Source organism: Amorphus sp. 3PC139-8 (genome assembly GCF_040750475.1).
Classification (GTDB): Bacteria; Pseudomonadota; Alphaproteobacteria; order Rhizobiales; family Amorphaceae; genus Amorphus.
In genome coordinates, this window is sequence record NZ_JABJVY010000006.1 from 169,622 (window position 1) to 188,551 (window position 18,930).

The following is an 18,930-nucleotide window of genomic DNA, read 5'->3' on the forward strand; positions in this document are numbered from 1 at the left end:
GGCCGCCGGCGTGCTATGCCGGTCGCTCCGATGATCGCCATTGATTTGGGAGACACGCCATGGACGAGACCCCGGTCCTCACCGAGGTTCGCGAGGGATATCGGCTGATTACGCTCAATCGGCCGGACAAGCTGAATTCCTTCAACGAAGCGATGCATGTCGCGCTGGCCGAAGCGCTGGCGGAGGCGGAAGCCGACCTCGCCTGCCGCGCGCTTGTGCTCACCGGTGCCGGTCGCGGCTTCTGCGCCGGCCAGGATCTGTCCGACCGGGTCCGTCCGGAAGGGAGCGAGGCCCCGGATCTCGGCCGCACCATCGAGACTTTCTACAATCCGCTGATCCGCAGGCTGCGCGGCCTGCCCTTTCCGACGCTCGCCGCAGTCAACGGCACCGCCGCCGGCGCCGGCGCCAACATCGCGCTCAATTGCGACATCGTGCTTGCGGCTAGATCGGCGAAATTCATCCAGGCCTTCGCCAAGATCGGGTTGATCCCGGATTCCGGCGGCACCTGGGTGCTGCCGCGCCTGATCGGCATGGCCCGGGCCCGCGCGCTGTGTCTGACCGCGACGCCAGTCGATGCCGACACCGCCGCCGACTGGGGCATGATCTGGCAGGCCGTCGACGACGACGCACTGATGGGAGAGGCCACCGCGATGGCGGAGAGCTTCGCCAATGCGCCGACCGACGGCCTCGCCCTCCAGAAGCGTCTGCTCAACGCCTCTGAGACCAACGATCTCGACACCCAGCTCGATCTGGAGCGCGACACCCAGCGCGAGGCCGGTCGCCATCCGGACTACGCCGAGGGCGTCCGCGCCTTCATGGAAAAGCGCACTCCGGCCTTCTCCGGCCGCAAGGGGTGAGGACGGCGGCGATGGACGCAACCGAGATCGCCCGCGCCTGTGCCGATGCCATGTGGGCGGAGGACAAGGCCTCGCGCGGCCAGGGCATGGAGATCGTCTCGGTCGAGCCGGGAAAATCCGTGCTGACCATGCCGGTTCAGGACCACATGGTGAACGGCCACGCGATCTGCCACGGCGGCTACATCTTCCTGCTGGCCGATTCCGCGTTCGCCTTCGCCTGCAACACCTACGACCAGCGCACCGTGGCGCAGAGCTGCGCCATCAGCTTCGTCAAATCCGCCAGGCTCGGCGACGTGTTGACGGCGACGGCGGCGGAGCGTTGGCGCGAAGGCCGCTCGGGCATCTACGACATCACGGTCGCCGACCAGACCGGTACGACGGTCGCGGAATTTCGCGGCCAGTCGCGGACGATTTCGGGCCGCCTTCTCGGTCACGACAAAGACGGACCAAACGACCCGTCATCCTGACACGTGGTCGAATCCAATAGGCCGCATCGCGCTTTTGCGCGCGTGGCCGGGCAAGCGGGCCCAGTCAAACCAAAAACCGCCCGCGACGCTCCAACGAACGAGCATCAATCACGGGTTTCGCGTTCGGGTCGGGTCGACCCGGACGCGCCGTGATCCAGGGAGACGACGCCATGCTGGACCTCAGCCCCACCCGAGACATTCTCGATCCCATCGAAGTTGCCTCACGCGACGAGATCTCCGCCCTGCAGCTTGAGCGGCTGAAATGGTCGCTCAAGCATGCCTACGACAACGTCGCGCATTATCGCCGCGGTTTCGAGGCTGCGGGAGTGCACCCCGACGACCTCAAGTCGCTGGAGGACCTTGCGAAGTTTCCGTTCACCAGCAAACAGGACCTGCGGGACAACTATCCCTTCGGCATGTTCGCCGTGCCGCGCGAACAGGTGGTCCGCGTGCACGCCTCGTCGGGTACGACCGGCAAGCCGACCGTGGTTGGCTACACCCAGCACGACATCGACGTCTGGGCGACCGTGATGGCCCGGTCGATCCGCGCCTCGGGCGGACGTCCGGGCATGATCGTGCACGTCTCCTACGGCTACGGGCTCTTCACCGGCGGCCTCGGCGCCCACTATGGCGCGGAAAAGCTCGGCTGCACCGTGGTGCCCATGTCCGGTGGCATGACGGAGCGCCAGGTCCAGCTGATCGAGGATTTCCAGCCCGAGATCATCATGGTGACGCCCTCCTACATGCTGGCGATCCTGGACGAGTTCCGTCATCGCGGCATCGATCCGGCCGCGTCGTCGCTGAAGGTCGGCATCTTCGGCGCCGAACCCTGGACCAATGCGGTCCGCCAGGAAATCGAGACCGCGTTCGACCTGCATGCCGTCGACATCTACGGCCTGTCGGAGGTGATGGGTCCGGGTGTCGCCAACGAATGCGTGGAAACCAAGGACGGCCTGCACATCTGGGAGGATCATTTCTATCCGGAGGTGATCGATCCGGTCACCGGCATGCCCGTCCCCGACGGCGAGGTCGGCGAATTGGTCTTCACCTCGCTGAGCAAGGAAGCGCTCCCGATCATCCGCTACCGCACCCGCGACCTGACCCGGCTCATGCCGGGCACGGCACGCTCCATGCGCCGGATGGAGAAGATCACCGGCCGCTCCGACGACATGCTGATCATTCGCGGCGTGAACGTGTTCCCGACCCAGATCGAGGAGCAGTTGCTGCGCTGCAGCGGTCTTGCCCCGCACTACGTTATCGAGGTAACTCGGGAAAGTCGGATGGACGAGCTCACCGTCCATGTGGAAGCCAGAGAGGGCCTTGCCGACGAAGCGACCCGCGCATCCCAGGCTGCGGAGCTGAAGGCCCACATCAAGAACAATATCGGCGTCTCGACCCGTATCGTGGTCGCCGATCCCGGCGGCGTCGAGCGCTCCATGGGCAAGGCCCGGCGCGTGATCGACCGGCGCCCGAAGGCGTAGACCAAGACGCCGTCGGCTGCAGGGACGAGCTTGAAGGAACGCGACGATGGCCCGCCCGCGTGCGGTCGACTACGACGACAAGCGCAACGCGATCCTGTCGGCGGCGGCCCAGGCCTTCGCCGAGACCGGCTTCGACGGCGCCTCGATGAACCAGATCGCGCTGTCGTGCGGATTTTCCAAGGCGTTGCTCTATCACTACTACGCCAACAAGGAGCAGTTGCTGTTCGACGTCATCGAGGCCCATCTGCAGGACCTCGTGGCGGCGGTCTCGGCCGTGCCGGACACCGGTAACCCGGAACAACGGCTGGTCGGACTGTGCACGGCGATCCTGGAGGCTTACCGGGATGCCGACGCCGAGCATAAGGTTCAGATCAACAATCTGGGCCGGCTGCCTGCAGACAAGCAAGATGCGCTGAAGCAGATGGAACGCCAGCTCGTCGACGTCTTCGCCGGCGCGATCTCTGCGGCCAATCCCGATCTCGCCCGCGATCCGACCCGTCTGAAGCCGGTCACGATGTCCCTGTTCGGAATGCTCAACTGGCATTATCTCTGGTTCCGACCCGACGGACCCGTCAGCCGGCAGGACTATGCGACCATCGCCGCGCGCTTGATCGTCGCCGGTTCCAAGGCCCTCGGTTAAGCGTGCCCCCCGGTGCGCCGTCCGGAAACGCCTCGAAACGAAAACTTCGAGCTATTCGGCCAAAAGCGGAACGGCTCCAGAGCCCAGTCCAGACCTATCGAGCACGCCGATCCAATGACCGACACCGATCCGCTGGCGGCGCGACGCGCCACCACTTCCAACGCCTCCAGCCTGCGCCTTGTCCTGTTCGATTGCGACGGCACGCTGGTCGACAGCCAGCACATCATCGTAGAGGCGATGACGCGCGCATTTGCGAGCCACGGCTTCGCGCCGCCGCCGCGAACCGCCATTCTCGGTATAATCGGCTTGTCCCTGCCCCAGGCCGTCGGCCAACTCGTGGGCCCGGAACGCGCCGAAGCGACGCTGGACGTGGTTGCAGCTTACAAGGATTCCTTTCGAGACCTGCGCTCCGCGGCCTCCCATAACGAGCCGCTCTTTCCCGGCATCGCGGACCTGATCGCCGACTTGCAGCGGGATGAGCGCACCCTCATCGGCATGGTCACCGGCAAGAGCCGGCGCGGTGTCGACGTGATCCTGGACCGGTTCGATTTTCGCGGCCGGTTCGTGACCATTCAGACCGCCGACGATGCTCCTTCCAAGCCCGATCCGACCATGGTGGAACGTGCGCTCGGCGAAACCGGGGCTCCCAGGACCTCGACAGTGGTGATCGGCGACACCACCTTCGACATGCAGATGGCGAAGGCCGCCGGCACCGCCGCGATCGGCGTGAGCTGGGGCTACCATCCGACCGACAAGCTGGCGCCGGCCGGCGCCGACCGGGTGGTTGCGAGCGTCGCCGAGCTGCCCGATGCGATCGCCGAGCTGACCGGCGACAGAGAGGATGTCTGAACCATGAGCGACGAGGAGATCCGAATCGCCCCCCCGTCCGACCCGCTCGAACGCTCCCAACGTCTGTCGCGCCCCGAGCTGCCGAAACGCTTCTATAAGGGGGTAGCGGTCGGAAGCGGCGAGAATGGCCATGCCATCACCCTCGACGGCCGAACGGTGCGGACCCCGGGCGGGCGCGTGCTTGCCGCCCCCGACGCGACGGTGGCCGAAGCGATCGCGGCGGAATGGGCCGCCCAGGCGGAACGAATCGATCGGGCCACCATGCCGCTGACCCGGCTGCTGAACTCGACCATCGACGGTGTCGAGCCGGCGCGCGAAGCCGTCGCCCGCGACATAGCCGCCTATGCCCAGACCGACCTGCTCTGCTACCGCGCGGACGGTCCAGGTGGCCTCGTCGACAATCAGCGCGCCGCCTGGGATCCGATCCTGGCCTGGGCGGAAACGACCCTCGGCGCCCGGTTCGTGCTTGCCGAAGGGGTCATGCCGGTCGCCCAGTCCGCCTCCACGCTCAGCGCCGTCGATGCCCGGTTGCCGCGCGATCCCGCGCTTCTCCTGGCCGCCATGCACTCGATGACCAGCCTCACCGGGTCCGTCCTGATCGCGCTTGCAGTGCTGGAGGGCCAGTTGGACGCGGAAGAGGCCTGGGCGGCCGCCCATGTCGATGAGGACTGGAACATTTCGCTTTGGGGCGAGGATGCGGAGGCCAAGCGACGTCGCGATCAGCGGGAGATCGACATGCAGGCGGCCGCCTTCGTCGTCCGTGCGCTTGCCTGACGCAGCGCACGCAAAGGCCCGCCACGCTGGCATCGCACTGTCGGATGCGCTAAGCCACGTCCCAATTTGAGGCTTGCGCATTCCGTTCGCCAAGCCTCGTAAAGGCTCGACAATCGCGATCGCCCTCCGGACAATGGGTCGAAGGGCGATGCGCGCGTCTCAGGTGGATATGTAAGATGGCAAAAGTTCTTGTCCTCGGCGGTGACGGGTTCTGCGGCTGGCCGACCAGCCTCTATCTGTCCAAACGCGGACATGATGTCGTCATCGTCGACAACCTGTCGCGACGGAAGATCGACGTGGAGCTGGAGGTCGAATCGCTGACGCCGATTCGCCCCCTCGGCGAGCGCCTGAAGGTCTGGAGAGAGCTGACCGGCAAGCAGATCGGCTACCACTCCTTCACCGTCGGCGAGCACTACCATCGCCTTTTGACGCTGATCCTCGAGGAAAAGCCGGACGTCATCATCCATTTCGCCGAGCAGCGCGCCGCGCCCTACTCCATGAAGACGCCGCACCACAAGCGCTACACGGTGCGCAACAATCTGTGCGCAACCCACGACGTGCTGTGTGCGATCGTGGAATCCGGGCTCGACATCCATCTGGTCCATCTCGGAACCATGGGCGTCTACGGGTACGGCACCGCCGGTATGAAGATCCCGGAGGGCTACCTTCAGATCAAGATCGACACCGGCGCCGATCTCATCGATCACGAGATCCTGTATCCGGCCAATCCCGGCTCGATCTACCATATGACCAAGACGCAGGATCAGCTCTTCTTCTTTTATTACAACAAGAATGACGGGGTGAAGATCACTGATCTGCATCAGGGCATCGTCTGGGGCACGCAGACCGACGAAACCTCGATGGACGAGCGGCTGATCAACCGGTTCGACTATGACGGCGACTACGGGACGGTGCTCAACCGCTTCCTGATGCAGGCTGCCATCGGCTATCCGCTGACCGTCCACGGCACCGGTGGCCAGACCCGCGCCTTCATCCACATTCGCGACACCTGCCGCTGCATCGAGCTTGCGATCGACAACCCGCCCAAGGCCGGCGAGCGCGTCAACATCCTCAACCAGATGACAGAGACCCACCGCATTCGCCGGCTCGCCGAGATGATCTCGGAAATGACCAGCGTGCCGATCGAATATCTGCCCAACCCGCGCAACGAGGCGGAAGAGAACGATCTCCACGTCACCAACGACCGGTTCCTGGGCATGGGCCTGTCGCCGATCACGCTGGAGGCGGGGCTGATGTCGGAAGTGACCGATATCGCCCGCACCTATGCGGAACGCTGCGACCGCGCCAAGATCCCATGCGTCTCCAATTGGCGGCGCATGCCCAAGCTGGCCTATCCGAAGGCGGTGTAAGCTGGCTGAGCGGCGGCATAGCGGCGATAGGACGGCGTCCGGCAACGACAAGTCGGCCGACGCGCCGGAAGGGCCTGCCGAAAAGCCCCGCTCGATCGAGCGCCACATCGGCCGCGAGGTCCGCCGCCAGCGCCAGCGCCATCAGATGACGCTCGCCGACCTCGCTCAGGCGACCGGCCTCTCCCCAGGCATGGTCTCCAAGATCGAGAACGGCCAGATCTCGCCTTCGCTCTCGACGCTGACCAACCTTGCCAGCGCGCTCAACCTTCCGCTTTCGGCCTTTTTCCGCTCGTTCGAGGAAAGCCGCGACGTCTCCTACGTGCCGGCCGGGCGCGGCCTGGAGATCGACCGCCGGGGCACCCGCGCTGGCCATATCTACCAGCTTCTCGGCCACATGATCCGCGCCAGCGTCTCGGTGGAGCCCTACCTGATCACGCTGACGGAGCACTCCGACGTATTCACCGACTTCCAGCACGAAGGCGTGGAGTTTCTCTATATGCTGGAGGGCGAGGTTCGCTATCGCCATGGCGAGCGCGAATTTCTACTCTCGCCTGGGGACTCCCTGTTCTTCGACGCCATCGCCCCCCACGGCCCCGCCGAGCTGGTCCAGCTCCCCGCCCGCTATCTCTCCATCATCGCCTCGCCCGGAGAAGGGTGAGGCGCTCGCATACGGATTGCCGTCCCGCGCTTTGAGCATGTCGCGTTCAAACGGAATCGGTTTGAACGCGACATGCTTAAGGTATTCATCCTGGAGCCATTTCTTATCGCTCAGACGTTTCCGTCTGAGCGGAAAAAGCTCTAGGTAGGAAAAAGAGAAACGACCCCATCCTTCGGCGACCGACGCTGCCGCCCCAAAAACGCGACCCCATAAGATGGCCCTGCCTCCGTCGGACGGCCCCACGTCCCGCTTCGCCGCCTTTCAGCACAAAAGCTTCGCCCTTTACTGGGCGGCGCGCTTCGCCTCGACCTTCTCCGTGCAGATCGTCTCGGTCGCCGTCGGATGGCAGGTCTACGACATCAGCCGCGACCCGTTCGATCTCGGCCTGGTCGGATTGTTGCAGTTCGCCCCCGCATTGCTTTTGATGTTCGCGACCGGAGCGGCGGCCGATCGCTACAACCGGCGCACCATCATGGCGCTCGGCATGATCGTCGAAGCCATGTGCACGGGCTTCCTGATTGCGTTTACCCTTGCGGGCGCGCCGAGCGTGCTGCCGATTTTCGTGACCTTGATCGTGTTCGGGACGGCGCGCGCCTTCTTCAACCCGGCGCAAAGCTCGCTGGTGGTCAATCTGGTGCCCCAGGAGGCGCTCTCCAACGCGATCGCCTGGAACTCCTCGGCCTGGCAGGTGGCCACGATCGTCGGGCCGGTCGCCGGCGGCCTTCTCTATGGAGTAAGCCCGATCGCGGCCTATGGCGCGGCCAGCGTCATGTTTCTCGCCGGCACGGGCTTCGTCCTCGCGATCCCGCAACCCGCCCAGCGCACCACGCGCGAGCCGGCGAGCTGGAAAACGGTGATCGCCGGACTCAGCTACATCCGCCGCGAAAAGGTCGTTCTGGGCGCGATCTCGCTCGACCTCTTCGCCGTGCTCTTGGGCGGCGCAACCGCCCTGCTCCCGGTCTATGCCCGCGATATCCTGGACCTCGGTCCCTGGGGGCTCGGCCTTTTGCGCGCCGCACCCGGCGTGGGCGCGGTCGCCATGGCCGTGTTCCTGGCCATGAGCCCGATCCGCTCGCGCGCCGGGTTCTTGATGTTCATCTGCGTGTTCAGCTTCGGCGCTTTCACTGTTGTGTTCGGCCTCTCCACCACGGTCTGGGTCTCCATCGTGGCGCTTGCGCTGATGGGCGCCTTCGACATGGTCAGCGTGTTCGTACGCGAAACGCTGATCCAGCTTTGGACTCCGGACGAGGTGCGCGGCCGGGTGAACGCGGTCAACATGGTGTTCGTCGGCGCCTCCAACGAACTCGGCGAGTTCCGTGCCGGCGTCATGGCGACCCTGATCGGCACCGTGGCCGCCGTGGTGGTGGGCGGGATGGGCACGATGGCCGTCGCCGCCCTCTGGGCCAAAATGTTCCCGGACCTGCGGCGCATCCAGCACCTGGAAAGCCGGGATTAAGCGGAGCGCGAAGCCTCCAGTTTCACTTCGCCGGAAGCTCGACCTCGTCGGCCGCAATCACCCAGGGTTCGGCCGCGGCATCGCTCGTCCAGCGTTTCAGGCTGGGCAGCGCCAGCACGGCGTCCATATAGCTCCGGGTGGCGGCGCTCACCTCCCAGCCATACCGATCCAGCCGCGTCACCACCGGCGCATACATGGCGTCGGCGGCACTGAATGCCCCGAACAGAAACGGCCCGGAGCCCGCAAATCGGCTGCGGCAATCGGCAAAGATCTGCTCGATCCGGGCCACCTCAGCGGCCGCCGCCGGCCCACCCCAGCCCAGGAAGGGAAATCGCTTGCGCAGGTTCATCGGGCAGGCCTTACGCAGCGCCGGAAAGCCGGAATGCATTTCTGCCGAAACCGAACGGGCGATCGCGCGCGCCACCGGGTCCGCCGGCCAGATCGCCCGGTCTGAGTAGTGGTCGGCGAGATATTCCATGATCGACATGGTGTCCCAAACCGCCACATCCCCGTCGACCAGACACGGGACCTTGCCCGAAGGCGAATGGCGCAAGATGCGCTCCTTCGTATCCGCCTCGTCGAGCGGGATCAGGATCTCGTCGAAATCGATGCCGACCTCGGCCATCAGAAGCCATGGCCTGAGCGACCAGCTCGAATAGGCCTTATTGCCGATCACCAGAACGAGACTCATCACATCCCTCCCAACACGATCTTTCTCTGGCCTGCCGGAGGCCCAATGGGCCGGCCCGAAACAGGCCTCAGGCTCGGATTGTCACCGAGCACGACCGAGACGTCCAATGGAGGTTGGTGATGGATCTCTTCGCCAAACCTGATGGCTCAAGGCGAGCCCTCCAGCCGGTCCGCTCTTTCCTCAAGCGGTGACCGGCCGAACTTGTCCTTTGTGGCGGTTCGGGACCGCGAACCGATTCCCGAGACGGGCTAAAATTCCACCTCGAGCTCGACGATCTCCTCCGGCTCCGCCAGAGCGGCCTCGGTCCACTCCTGCATCAGCGGCCAGTTGAAGATCGTGTCGCAATAGGCGGAGAGTTCTGGCTCCAGCTCCACCGCATAGGTGCGGAAGCGCGTGCAGACCGGCGCATACATGGCATCCGCCATCGTGAGGTCGCCGAACAGATACGGCCCGCCATATTTGTCGAGGCATTCGCGCCAGATTGCCTTGATCCGATCGACATCCGGCCGGGCGCCGGAGAAGATCTTGAAGTGGTCGTGGCGGGCCTTGAGATTCATCGGCAAGGCCGAACGCAGATTATAGAAGCCGGAATGCATTTCGCCCGATACCGCGCGGCAATGCGCCCGCACGGCCTGGTCCGCCGGCAGGAGCCCGGCATCCGGAGCGATTTCCGCCAGATATTCCGCAATCGCGAGCGTGTCCCAGACCGTGACGTCGCCATGGGTCAGGCGCGGCACCAGCACGGATGGCGACAAAAGCAGAAGCTCCTGCCGGGTATCGGGGTCGTCGATGTCGACCTTCGCCTCTTCGAAGTCCAGCCCCGCCATTCGGCACAGCAGCCAGCCGCGCAGCGACCAGGACGAGTAGTTCTTGGATGAGATCGTCAGTTTCGCGCCAGCCATCGAAGCTATCTGTCCCTCACTTGTCGGAGGCGCGCCTTCGGCCGAGCGGCCTCTGCCCCTTTTGCATCCCCTTGGCCCGCCTCATGCTTGAGTAGCCTATCCGGACCCTATTTCGCAATTGCGAGATATGTCCAAACGGGCCCGTTTCGGCACGGGCGGGGAGCAAAGCTCCACACTAGCCGAGGGCCCGATCAGGGTCCCCCTCGACTTTATGGGTTTCAATCTTCGCGCAAAGCTGGGACATTCGCACGAGATTTTTTGCACTGCGGCATTCCGCGAACGGGCAACGGACGATCGATGCTCTACCAAACCTATCAGTTTCAAGACGACATGATCGCCCCGCTGCGCGCCCTCGCACGCAACGCGGCATTTCCCGAATTTCCCTGCGAATGGGGAATCTTTGGCGATATGCGCCGACGGGTCTCGGCCGGATTGGAGATGCTGTCGCGCTTCGAGCTCTCCCATAGCCGGCCCGAATTCGCCATCGACAGCGTGCGGGTCGGCAATCGCGACGTGCCGGTGACGACGGAGGTCGCGCTCGATCTTCCGTTCGGCCAGCTCCTGAAATTTTCCAAGGACATCGACACGGAGCAACCCCGCGTGCTGGTGGTGGCGCCGCTCTCCGGTCACTTCGCCACGCTGCTGCGCGGCACGGTGCAGACCCTGCTGCAAGATCACGAGGTCTACATCACCGACTGGGTGAATGCGCGCGACGTGCCGTTGGAGGCCGGCCGCTTTGGCGTCGAGGACTACGTCACTTACGTGATCCGCTTCATCGAGGAGATCGGGCCCGGATCCCACATCCTCGCGGTCTGCCAGCCCTGCGTCCAGGCGCTCGCAGCGGTGGCGGTAATGTCGGAAGACGAACATCCGGCGACGCCGCGGTCGATGACGCTGATGGCCGGTCCGGTCGACGTGTCGGAAAGCCCGACGGCGGTCAACGATCTCGCCAACTCCAAGCCGCTGTCGTGGTTCGAGACCCAGGTAATCTCCAGCGTGCCGGCACGCTATCCCGGTGGCGGCCGCCGGGTCTATCCGGGATTCGTTCAGCTCACCGCCTTCATGGCGATGAATATGGAGCGTCACCGCGATCAGCACCGCAAGCTCTACGAGTATCTCGCCGCCGGCGAGACGGAGAAGGCGGAGAAGATCAAGACCTTCTACGATGAGTATTTCGCGGTGCTGGACCTGACGGAGGAATTCTACGTCGAGACCATCGACCGGGTGTTCCAGCGCAATCAACTCGCCAAGGGCGAATTCACCTACCAGGGCCGGCTGGTCGATCCCTCCGCGATCCGAAAGACGGCGCTTCTGACGGTGGAAGGCGGGCGCGACGACATTTGCGCGCTCGGCCAGACGGCCGCGGCCCACGATCTCTGCCGCTCCCTGCGCCCGCACCTGAAGCGCCATCATCTGCAGGCCAATGTCGGCCACTACGGCGTTTTCAACGGCAAGCACTGGCAGCGTGAAATCTACCCCGTCGTACGCAACATGATCCTGGCGATGGAGTAGCCGCCGCTCCCCTCGACAAGAGCGTCCGACGTTTACTCCGCACTCCCGGGGGCTCGGCTACTCGAGCGCCACATCGATCGTCGCCTCGCGCGGCAACCTGATCGGCCGGCCGGCCACCACCCAGAAGCTCTCGTCCGCCGCATCCGCGACGCGCTGATTGAGCCGTCCCTGGGCGTCCCGGAAGGCGCGCGCCAGCGCATTCTCCGGCACGATGCCCCCGCCCACTTCGTTGGAGACGAAGACCACGGGGCCGGACAGGTTGGGAATCAGGGCGCAAAGCGCCTCGACCTCGGCCTCGATCGCCCGCTCCGCGCCGAACAGATTCGCAAGCCAGAGCGTCAAGCAATCGACCAGGATGGCCGTTTCTGGCCCGGCCTCACGAGTGAGTGCGCCGACGAGGTCGACAGGCTCCTCCACGGTTCGCCAGCGCGCGTCGCGCCGGGCCTGGTGATGGGCAACCCGCGCAGCCATTTCCGTATCCTGGGGAGCGCCGGCGGAGGCCAGATAGACCGGAGCGCGCCCGGACCCGGCGACCAGCTCTTCAGCCAGACGGCTCTTGCCGGAGCGAGCTCCCCCCAGAATCAAAATCGACCGCGCCACCTGTCGGACCTCCTAATCATCGCTCAGTGCCCGTCCGCGACGACGGGCCCCGCCCGCCAAACGGCCGCCGGCGGCCCCACCACACTTCGCCCCGCCGCCTCAAGCGCCGCAATCCGGGACTATCCACCGACAGCACCACCAAGCCGAGCGGCAGCATCCAGAAGCCGAGCACGGGCAGAAAGCCCAATACGCCGCCGAGCACCAGCCCCCCGCCGAGCCCGAGCCGCACCGGCCGCGATCTCGGCAGCCGGACCCGCCGTTTCCCGAACCGGATGTCGGCCATTCTTGCTTCCTTTATCAAGGGGTGCGGCGTGCCTTGGAACACCGTCTGTCCACACCTCATCCGAAAACGCCACAAATGAGATGGCCCGAAGGCTTGGCAAGGGCAATGAGGCTTGATATAGGCAGCACCCACGCTCACATGGCGTGCTGATCCCCGGTAGCTCAGTGGTAGAGCAATCGGCTGTTAACCGATTGGTCGCTGGTTCGAATCCGGCCCGGGGAGCCAACCACCCTAAAAAGTGGTTATTTTTCAATAGCTTAATCACGGTGCGGCCCGCCCCGAAAAGCCGTCGCCCTCTAGGTGCGGCCCGAATCGGCCTTTTCGACCCCCCCCAAAGTCCCTATCGTCATTGCCCGCTTCGAGCCGGCTAAGCGCGGCCTGAGCTAGAAGGCGTTGCCTCGCCGACCGTGTGTAGCGATCAATTTCCTTCGTCGTCGTGTGGCCCGTCACCGCCATGATTTCCCGATCGGAGCAACCTAGCTCCGCGAGGCGTGCGGCCGCGGCCTTGCGCAGTCCGTGGGCTCGCCCCGGCACGCCTGCCTCATCGCACCGCTTGGCGAACCAATTGCCGAACCCCGCGTCGGCGAACGACTTGCCGAACCGCGTGACGACAAACGTATCCTGCCCCCGCCCCGGGGTAGCCTCGATAATCTCGCGAAGGACCGTGAGGATGGGCAGCTCCATCTTGACCGGCTTGCGATTGCGCCCCTTGTGCTGAGTGAAAGTCAGCCATCCGTTTCGAATGTGCTGGGGACCGAAGCGGATCACGTCAGATCGCCGTTGCCCGGTGTAGAGGAGCAAGGCGAACGCGAGCCGGGCCATCGAGCCGACCGGATGGTACCGCTCGAACTGCTCCACCTCGTCGAGCGTCCACGCATGAAAGCCTTGGCTATAGGCGTTGATATAAGGGACTTCCCGCGCCGGGTTCGTCGTGACGCCCGCTAGCTCGGCTTCAATCGCGTAATTGTAGAGCTGCCGAAGCGCCTTTAGGAGGCCGTTCGCCGAATGCGGATGTTCGGAGTTCTCGTCGCGCAGCTTCCGGACGTGTCGCGGCTCAAGCCTCGCAGCCGGCCGGTCGCCATACGGCGGGCGCTTATCTGTGCCGCCCTGCGCGCAGAGACGATCGAGGATCTTCCGGCGAACATATCGCGTGCTCTCCCCTAGCGATCGGAACTCGGGAGATTGGTAGTAGATGCACGCGATCTCGCGGAGCGAGCCTTCAATCGGCCGTCGTGTCGGCCGGTTCTCTGATCGGCGCCGCTTGGCGGGGGGCGCCTCAACCGGTTCACAAGTTTCAGGGTCTATGCCCTGTTCAGCTAAGCGATATTTCCGGAGAAATTCATCTGTCCCGTATTCGGGCGTATCCTTATGCGCCTTAAGGGCTTCCTCCTGTAATAATATCGAATAGCCCCATGCCTAATCTTTTCTTTTATTATGTATTTGGTCTTTATATTCATCGTTTTACAGTCAGTCCCACGGGTTATACTCATCGGGACCAATAGCAGGCAACATTTCAAATGACCGATCCAGAGCAACCCGATCCCATACCGTTCGTCTCCTGATCCGCTTCGGACCCGGCATGAGCCCACCCGCGATCAGTTGGTCGAAGGTCGTCGGGCTTACCCCAATGTAGCGAGCCGCCTCGACTCGACTGAGGCCCCGGGGCGGAAGCGAAGGCGGTAAGACACAGCGCGCCGCCCGCTCGCCCCCTTCGTCGCGACGTGTCACGCCTTCCCTCCCTGCACGGTACCGGCACGTTCCAGCTTGCAGCCGTCTAGCGTCACGTTGATGGTCATCGCCCATGCCTCCTCAGAACGGGATTTCATCGTCGAGGTCGCGGCCGTAGTCCTGCTGGCCTGAAGATGGGCGGCCGCCTCCACCGTCGCCGAGCAACGAGAGCCTGCCGTCGAAGCCCTTCAGCACGACCTCGGCCGCTTTGCGCTTCGAACCGTCCTGGCCTTCCCATTCCCGGTATTCCATCGCCCCTTCGACCCCGACGAGGCCGCCCCTCCGGACATAGTTTTCGACGATCCGGATGAGCCCGTCCGACATCACCCTGACGCGGTGCCATTGCGTTTTCTCGCGGCGCTCGCCGGTCGACTTGTCCCGCCACCGCTCCGAGGTCGCGAGGCTGAAAGTCGCCATCCGCCGGCCGTTGTCGAAGCTCTTGATTTCCGGGTCCTGGCCGACGCGGCCGACCAGGATGACGCGGTTCATACTCATTTCGGGGCTCCGCTTAGGTCGTAACGACGGTGACGGTTTCGGCGGCGCGCATTACGGCCGTATAGAGCCATCGATCAGCGTGCTCGCCGAAGGTCCGGCTTTCGTCGAAGACGACGACGTCATCCCATTGCGAACCCTGCGCTTTGTGACAGGTAAGCGCATATGCGTAGTCGAATGGGTCGTATTGCTTGGCCTCCTTCCAATCGAGCGACCTTTCCTCGCCCGTGACCCATGCATGGTGCGTGATAACCTTCCGCCAATCCTTATTCGTTCCGGCGTCGAGGGGGCTCACCTTCATTTGTGTCGTCTTGTCACCTTGTTTTATTATTTTCTCGACCTGCCAGATGCCACCGTTTAGCAGTCCCTTTTCTTTGTTGTTGCGTAGAGCGACAACCCGGTCGCCCGGCTGAAAGAAGCCCTCCCTTTCGAGCAATTCGCGAATGCGATCGTTGTAGAGCCGGCGCGTCATGTTCTTCCCGACGATGACCTGATCGGACGCGAGGACGGCGCCGGTTTCGATTTCCGTCCGGCCGATGACGCGGCTTTCCCCGCGGGCGCCCTTTGCGAGCCGCCCGCCTTCCCGGATTTCCATCGACATCGCGATGATTGGGTTGTCCTGCGCCTGCCGATGAACTTCGGTCAGCATGAAGTCGGGTTCGCGTGACGTGAAAAAGCCTTCGCCGCGCACCGGCGGCAACTGCGCTGGGTCGCCGAGGACGAGGATCGGCCGACCGAACGACATAAGATCGCGGCCAAGGTCCGGGCCGACCATCGAGACCTCGTCGATGACGACGAGGTCCGCATCGGCGATCGGGCTATCGACATTCAGGCGCCAAGCCGGTTCGGGGCCGTCTTCGTCGATACGGTAAATCAACGAATGGATCGTGCGTGCGCCCTCGCAGCCCTTGGATTGCAGCATAAGCGCCGCCTTCCCGGTAAAGGCCGCGAATTGCGCCTTGCCGACGTGCTCCGCGAGATGTCGCGCGAGCGTCGTCTTGCCGGTGCCGGCATAGCCGGCGAGATAGAACGACTGCGGCCCGCCGATGCCGGACCGAAGCCAATCGCGGACGGCCTTCATCGCGCTGTCCTGCTGCGGTGAGAATTTCATTGCTGCCTCGATGGGTTCGAACGCCCGCCCGGCCGCCGAAGCGCCTGGGCGGCGCGGTTGATCTGCGAGAAGCGTTCAATACGCATCGGCGATTTCCCACCTGTCGGTTGCCGGGATATCGCCGACGAGGACGGACGTCGGAACGTTGAGCGCCCGGGCGAGAACGACGAGTTCGGCCGCCGATAGTCTCGCTGTCCCGTTTTCGATCCGGCTTACGCGAGTTGAGGTGGAGCCGAGCGCATCGGCTATCACCTTCCTATCGATCTGCTTCGAAATCCGGATCGCGAGCGCCCGGCGCGCGATCTCTCCGGCGATCGCCGAACGGTCGTCTTTGTCGATCACGGCCGCTCTCCGCGAAGGATGGTCGTAAGCATCACTCGGCCTCCTTCGGCGGACCGAAGTCCGCTAGCCAGAAAGCGGCAGCGTTTTCGAAGAACGCGCGGCGACTGGTGTCGGCCGCGTCTTCGGCGATCTGAAGCGCCCGATCGAGGAACAGGTCGCTAATTGCAACCTGGGGGGCGAGCGACGCGATCGCCGATACGATCGTCGGATCCGGGTGATCGACCTTGAGCGCGAGCCGGTCGCGGCCGCGCTCGTCGATGAATTTCCGGACCCTTTCAGCGCGGCTTTCGGCAACGATCCAGAGATCGAGCATCTTGACGTGCTGATTGAGCTCAAGCGTCATCGCCGCCCCCTTCGCCCTGATCTTCGGACGCAGCGTCGAAGCCCGCGAGCCAAGCATCACGCTCCGCATGGCGGCCATCTTCGCGGAACTCCGGCGGCACCGCCTTCCGGGCCATCCCCTTGTGGAAGGCATCTCAGCCGCGATCGCGGGCATGCTCGATGTCGTCGGACGTCGCTTCCGGCATATCGCGAGCCGGTTCGTCCGCCTCTCCTTCCCCCTGCTCGGTATCGTCGGCGCGGCTTTCCGCATCGGCGGTCGTTTCCGGCGCCTTTTCGGCGCGCTTTTCCTTCTTTCCGTCCGCCTTGGGGGAATCCCCCGCCCCATTCTGCGCCGTCGATTTTTCCGCGCCTTTCGCGGCCTTCGCATTGGAGCCCTCACCTTCGGCGACATCGCCGAGCTTTTCGTTCAGTCCCTTGCGATCGCTGGAGCCGGCTGGGACCGTCGTCGAGAACATTTCCTCGACGGTCGCTTCTCCGTTCTTCAAGGCGCTGTGCATGCCGGTCAGAACCGGCATGTGATCGAGGGTGATATCGTCGAGCCCGCCGGCACCGATCGCGGTAAAGATCTGCTCGGGCTTTACGCCAAAGGCGGCGAACGCCTTCAGCATCTTGTCGCGCCGCTCCGAGAGCGTCTTGACGTCGCCTTTGACCGTCGCCTCGGCGGCTTCGTAAGCCTTGCGCCAGACGGCCTTCGGCACCCCGCCGAGGATCGCATTGCGCTTGGCGATCGAGCACGCCGCCGATCGGGACACCGTTTTCCCGAAGGAACTCGGTCGTCAGGCCATTGATCTCGGTCGCCTTGGCGCTCATCCGCCAACCGTCCGGGCGGACATAGAAGTCCTTCCGGTCGAGCACTTCGGCGTTTTCATCGACGTAGATCGATGCGAGATGCGCGAGCCGTGGCTGTCCGACGGCGTCGGCGGGAAGCTTGAAGTCGAACAGCCCGCTCGTTTCCGTATCGATCACGGCGTATCTAACGCGGCGTAGGGTGCTCGCGCTCATCGGAACGTCGCCTTCGTGCTTTCGAAGACGTGGACGCCCGCAAGGCTCGCCGAGCCTTTCTGGATGCGGACATATGAGCGGCTGGCCTTTTCGACGTCCTCCCTTCGAAGGAACGGCCGAAGCACGTCGAGCGGGATCGCGTCATAGTCCGTGATCTGGAAATCCCAGGTCGACCGGCTACCGGATCGGGCTCCGCTTTCCGTCGTCCGTTTGGTGACGGACCGAACCCCGGACTCGATGGCAGCCTCGGCGTCTTCCCGTTTCGCCGCGAGCTGTTCCGCCTCGTCCGCGTAGCGTGCGACCGTATCCGGCCGCTTGGCAGCCTCGGCGCGTTTCCGGGCGGCTTCCTCCTGCTGGGCGAGCCGGCGCGCCTCGTCCTCGCGGCGGCGCTTTTCGGCCGCAGCCTTTTTCTCGTGCCACGCCGTCGCCCTTGCTTCGAGTGTGCTCAAGATGCTGGCGACGCGGCCAATCTGCGCGTTGAAGAACGTGTCGACCGTCCGCCCGGCTTCGAGGTGCGGTTCCTTTTCTTCCTTCCGGGTTGCGTCGATGCGCTTGCGGAGCTTCGCAAGGTCGCGGCCGACGTTGGTCGTCGCGTCGAGATCATCGTCGGAACTGATTTCCTCGGGGAGAACCATCGCGCGCTTCGCGATGGCATCGACGTCGCCGACAAGCGAGCGATGCTGATCGGCAAGCAATTCCTCCAATGGTGGTGCGTTGTGCCCCATCCCTGGGGCGGCCTGAGCTTCGGACATAGTTGCTGGGTCCCTTGCCTCGGGTTTCCAGGCGACCGGGGGGTCGAACACCGGCCGGTCGCTCTTACGCGCCGCGCTCTATTCGTCGGGCGGCGGCAATCTCAGCGGGCGAACCGTCGTCGCTTCCTGGTACCGGGCGCGGCGATGCTGCTCGCGCCATGTGATCTTGCGGCCGCCGGGCAGGTGCCCGATCGTCGCGCCGCGCATCCGGTTGCGGATTTCCGCCTCGGCGGCCGCGCGTGCCTTCGCCGCGGCCTTTTCTTCGGCGCGAAACCGATGAACGGCTTCGATCAATTCCCGGACGCGTGGGTCCTGCGAAAGGTCGATTTCCTCCCCCTCGTCCGCCGCATAGACGGCGGAAATCGTCTCTCCATCGAGCGAATAATCCGGGGTCGGTTCGTCGCCGCGCTCAATCATTTCCCAGAAGGCGCGGGCTTCGCGCTTGAGGCGATCGAAGACGCCGGGCATGAAAGGTACGTCGATTTCCGGAAGCTCGATCCCATGGCCGATAACGAACGGCGTAACGGTCGCCCAGGCCGCGCCGGTAAGGTGCGCTTCGACCGTCGCCTGAAGGGCGATCCAAAGCGGCGGTTCCGGTTCGTCGGCATCCGCCAAGCCATT

General features: G+C 64.5%; 24 protein-coding genes and 1 tRNA gene. 12 read left to right on the top strand and 13 right to left on the bottom strand.

Going from position 1 to position 18,930, the window contains the following annotated elements; genetic code table 11:
- Positions 1 to 59 precede the first annotated feature (59 nt).
- The 9 genes from paaG (at position 60) to HNS03_RS08275 (ending at position 8,552) form a co-directional block, all read left to right on the top strand.
- Positions 60 to 857, top strand: a complete 798-nt coding sequence (paaG, locus tag HNS03_RS08235; protein ID WP_367194419.1) for a 2-(1,2-epoxy-1,2-dihydrophenyl)acetyl-CoA isomerase PaaG — start codon at positions 60 to 62, stop codon at positions 855 to 857.
- 11 nt (positions 858 to 868) lie between these two features.
- Positions 869 to 1,324, top strand: coding sequence for a hydroxyphenylacetyl-CoA thioesterase PaaI (paaI, locus tag HNS03_RS08240; RefSeq protein WP_367194421.1), 456 nt, complete (start codon positions 869 to 871; stop codon positions 1,322 to 1,324).
- A 170-nt stretch (positions 1,325 to 1,494) separates the two neighbouring features.
- Positions 1,495 to 2,805, top strand: coding sequence for a phenylacetate--CoA ligase PaaK (gene paaK, locus HNS03_RS08245; RefSeq protein ID WP_367194423.1), 1,311 nt, complete (start codon positions 1,495 to 1,497; stop codon positions 2,803 to 2,805).
- A 46-nt stretch (positions 2,806 to 2,851) separates the two neighbouring features.
- Positions 2,852 to 3,445: a TetR/AcrR family transcriptional regulator gene (locus tag HNS03_RS08250; RefSeq protein ID WP_367194424.1), complete on the top strand. Its 594-nt coding sequence runs from the start codon at positions 2,852 to 2,854 to the stop codon at positions 3,443 to 3,445.
- A 114-nt stretch (positions 3,446 to 3,559) separates the two neighbouring features.
- A complete protein-coding gene (locus HNS03_RS08255; protein WP_367194425.1) occupies positions 3,560 to 4,294 on the top strand; it encodes an HAD-IA family hydrolase in 735 nt (244 codons plus the stop codon).
- Positions 4,295 to 4,297: 3 nt separating this feature from the next.
- Positions 4,298 to 5,068 (top strand): ATP12 family chaperone protein, encoded by a 771-nt coding sequence (locus HNS03_RS08260; protein WP_367194427.1) that lies wholly within the window; start codon positions 4,298 to 4,300, stop codon positions 5,066 to 5,068.
- A gap of 176 nt (positions 5,069 to 5,244) precedes the next feature.
- Positions 5,245 to 6,438, top strand: a complete 1,194-nt coding sequence (locus tag HNS03_RS08265) for an NAD-dependent epimerase/dehydratase family protein (protein ID WP_367194429.1) — start codon at positions 5,245 to 5,247, stop codon at positions 6,436 to 6,438.
- A gap of 94 nt (positions 6,439 to 6,532) precedes the next feature.
- Positions 6,533 to 7,096, top strand: coding sequence for a helix-turn-helix domain-containing protein (locus tag HNS03_RS08270; RefSeq protein WP_367194490.1), 564 nt, complete (start codon positions 6,533 to 6,535; stop codon positions 7,094 to 7,096).
- 214 nt (positions 7,097 to 7,310) lie between these two features.
- Positions 7,311 to 8,552 carry an MFS transporter gene (locus tag HNS03_RS08275; RefSeq protein WP_367194431.1) on the top strand — a complete coding sequence of 414 codons (1,242 nt, stop codon included), beginning with the start codon at positions 7,311 to 7,313 and terminating at the stop codon, positions 8,550 to 8,552.
- 22 nt (positions 8,553 to 8,574) lie between these two features.
- Here the strand turns inward: HNS03_RS08275 and HNS03_RS08280 are convergent, their stop codons facing one another.
- Positions 8,575 to 9,243 carry a glutathione S-transferase family protein gene (locus HNS03_RS08280; RefSeq protein ID WP_367194432.1) on the bottom strand — a complete coding sequence of 223 codons (669 nt, stop codon included), beginning with the start codon at positions 9,241 to 9,243 and terminating at the stop codon, positions 8,575 to 8,577.
- Between the two features lie 248 nt (positions 9,244 to 9,491).
- Positions 9,492 to 10,145 (bottom strand): glutathione S-transferase family protein, encoded by a 654-nt coding sequence (locus HNS03_RS08285; RefSeq protein ID WP_367194434.1) that lies wholly within the window; start codon positions 10,143 to 10,145, stop codon positions 9,492 to 9,494.
- A gap of 297 nt (positions 10,146 to 10,442) precedes the next feature.
- Here HNS03_RS08285 and HNS03_RS08290 point away from each other — a divergent pair, with 297 nt between their 5' ends.
- A complete protein-coding gene (locus HNS03_RS08290; protein ID WP_367194436.1) occupies positions 10,443 to 11,657 on the top strand; it encodes a polyhydroxyalkanoate depolymerase in 1,215 nt (404 codons plus the stop codon).
- Between the two features lie 57 nt (positions 11,658 to 11,714).
- On the opposite strand, the gene cobU is transcribed toward HNS03_RS08290, so the two are convergent.
- Both cobU and HNS03_RS08300 read right to left on the bottom strand, forming a co-directional pair.
- Complete coding sequence (gene cobU / locus HNS03_RS08295) at positions 11,715 to 12,257, bottom strand: bifunctional adenosylcobinamide kinase/adenosylcobinamide-phosphate guanylyltransferase (RefSeq protein ID WP_367194438.1); 543 nt, start codon at positions 12,255 to 12,257, stop codon at positions 11,715 to 11,717.
- Positions 12,258 to 12,273: 16 nt separating this feature from the next.
- The gene (locus HNS03_RS08300; RefSeq protein ID WP_367194440.1) at positions 12,274 to 12,540 is read right to left on the bottom strand and encodes a hypothetical protein; all 267 of its coding nucleotides are present in this window, start codon (positions 12,538 to 12,540) and stop codon (positions 12,274 to 12,276) included.
- 150 nt (positions 12,541 to 12,690) lie between these two features.
- On the opposite strand from HNS03_RS08300, the gene HNS03_RS08305 reads away from it, so the two are divergent.
- Positions 12,691 to 12,765 (top strand) — tRNA-Asn (locus tag HNS03_RS08305).
- Between the two features lie 36 nt (positions 12,766 to 12,801).
- Here HNS03_RS08305 and HNS03_RS08310 read toward each other — a convergent pair.
- From HNS03_RS08310 to HNS03_RS08340, 7 genes are all read right to left on the bottom strand, one after another.
- A complete protein-coding gene (locus HNS03_RS08310; protein WP_367194441.1) occupies positions 12,802 to 13,398 on the bottom strand; it encodes a tyrosine-type recombinase/integrase in 597 nt (198 codons plus the stop codon).
- Between the two features lie 609 nt (positions 13,399 to 14,007).
- Positions 14,008 to 14,268: a helix-turn-helix transcriptional regulator gene (locus HNS03_RS08315; RefSeq protein WP_367194443.1), complete on the bottom strand. Its 261-nt coding sequence runs from the start codon at positions 14,266 to 14,268 to the stop codon at positions 14,008 to 14,010.
- A gap of 81 nt (positions 14,269 to 14,349) precedes the next feature.
- Entirely contained in the window at positions 14,350 to 14,763 is a 414-nt protein-coding gene (gene ssb, locus HNS03_RS08320) for a single-stranded DNA-binding protein (protein WP_367194445.1), read from the bottom strand.
- 13 nt (positions 14,764 to 14,776) lie between these two features.
- Positions 14,777 to 15,871: an ATP-dependent RecD-like DNA helicase gene (locus tag HNS03_RS08325; RefSeq protein WP_367194446.1), complete on the bottom strand. Its 1,095-nt coding sequence runs from the start codon at positions 15,869 to 15,871 to the stop codon at positions 14,777 to 14,779.
- Positions 15,872 to 15,946: 75 nt separating this feature from the next.
- Positions 15,947 to 16,213, bottom strand: a complete 267-nt coding sequence (locus tag HNS03_RS08330) for a helix-turn-helix domain-containing protein (RefSeq protein ID WP_367194447.1) — start codon at positions 16,211 to 16,213, stop codon at positions 15,947 to 15,949.
- Positions 16,214 to 16,244: 31 nt separating this feature from the next.
- Positions 16,245 to 16,634, bottom strand: coding sequence for a hypothetical protein (locus tag HNS03_RS08335; protein ID WP_367194449.1), 390 nt, complete (start codon positions 16,632 to 16,634; stop codon positions 16,245 to 16,247).
- 55 nt (positions 16,635 to 16,689) lie between these two features.
- On the bottom strand, positions 16,690 to 17,307 hold the full coding sequence (locus tag HNS03_RS08340; RefSeq protein WP_367194450.1) for a hypothetical protein: 618 nt from the start codon (positions 17,305 to 17,307) through the stop codon (positions 16,690 to 16,692).
- On the opposite strand from HNS03_RS08340, the gene HNS03_RS08345 reads away from it, so the two are divergent.
- Positions 17,276 to 17,542: a hypothetical protein gene (locus HNS03_RS08345; RefSeq protein WP_367194451.1), complete on the top strand. Its 267-nt coding sequence runs from the start codon at positions 17,276 to 17,278 to the stop codon at positions 17,540 to 17,542. The two genes, HNS03_RS08340 and HNS03_RS08345, sit on opposite strands and share 32 nt — an antisense overlap.
- A gap of 11 nt (positions 17,543 to 17,553) precedes the next feature.
- Here HNS03_RS08345 and HNS03_RS08350 read toward each other — a convergent pair whose 3' ends face one another.
- Positions 17,554 to 18,309 carry a hypothetical protein gene (locus HNS03_RS08350; protein WP_367194452.1) on the bottom strand — a complete coding sequence of 252 codons (756 nt, stop codon included), beginning with the start codon at positions 18,307 to 18,309 and terminating at the stop codon, positions 17,554 to 17,556.
- 78 nt (positions 18,310 to 18,387) lie between these two features.
- On the bottom strand, positions 18,388 to 18,924 hold the full coding sequence (locus HNS03_RS08355; protein WP_367194494.1) for a hypothetical protein: 537 nt from the start codon (positions 18,922 to 18,924) through the stop codon (positions 18,388 to 18,390).
- Positions 18,925 to 18,930 lie beyond the last annotated feature (6 nt).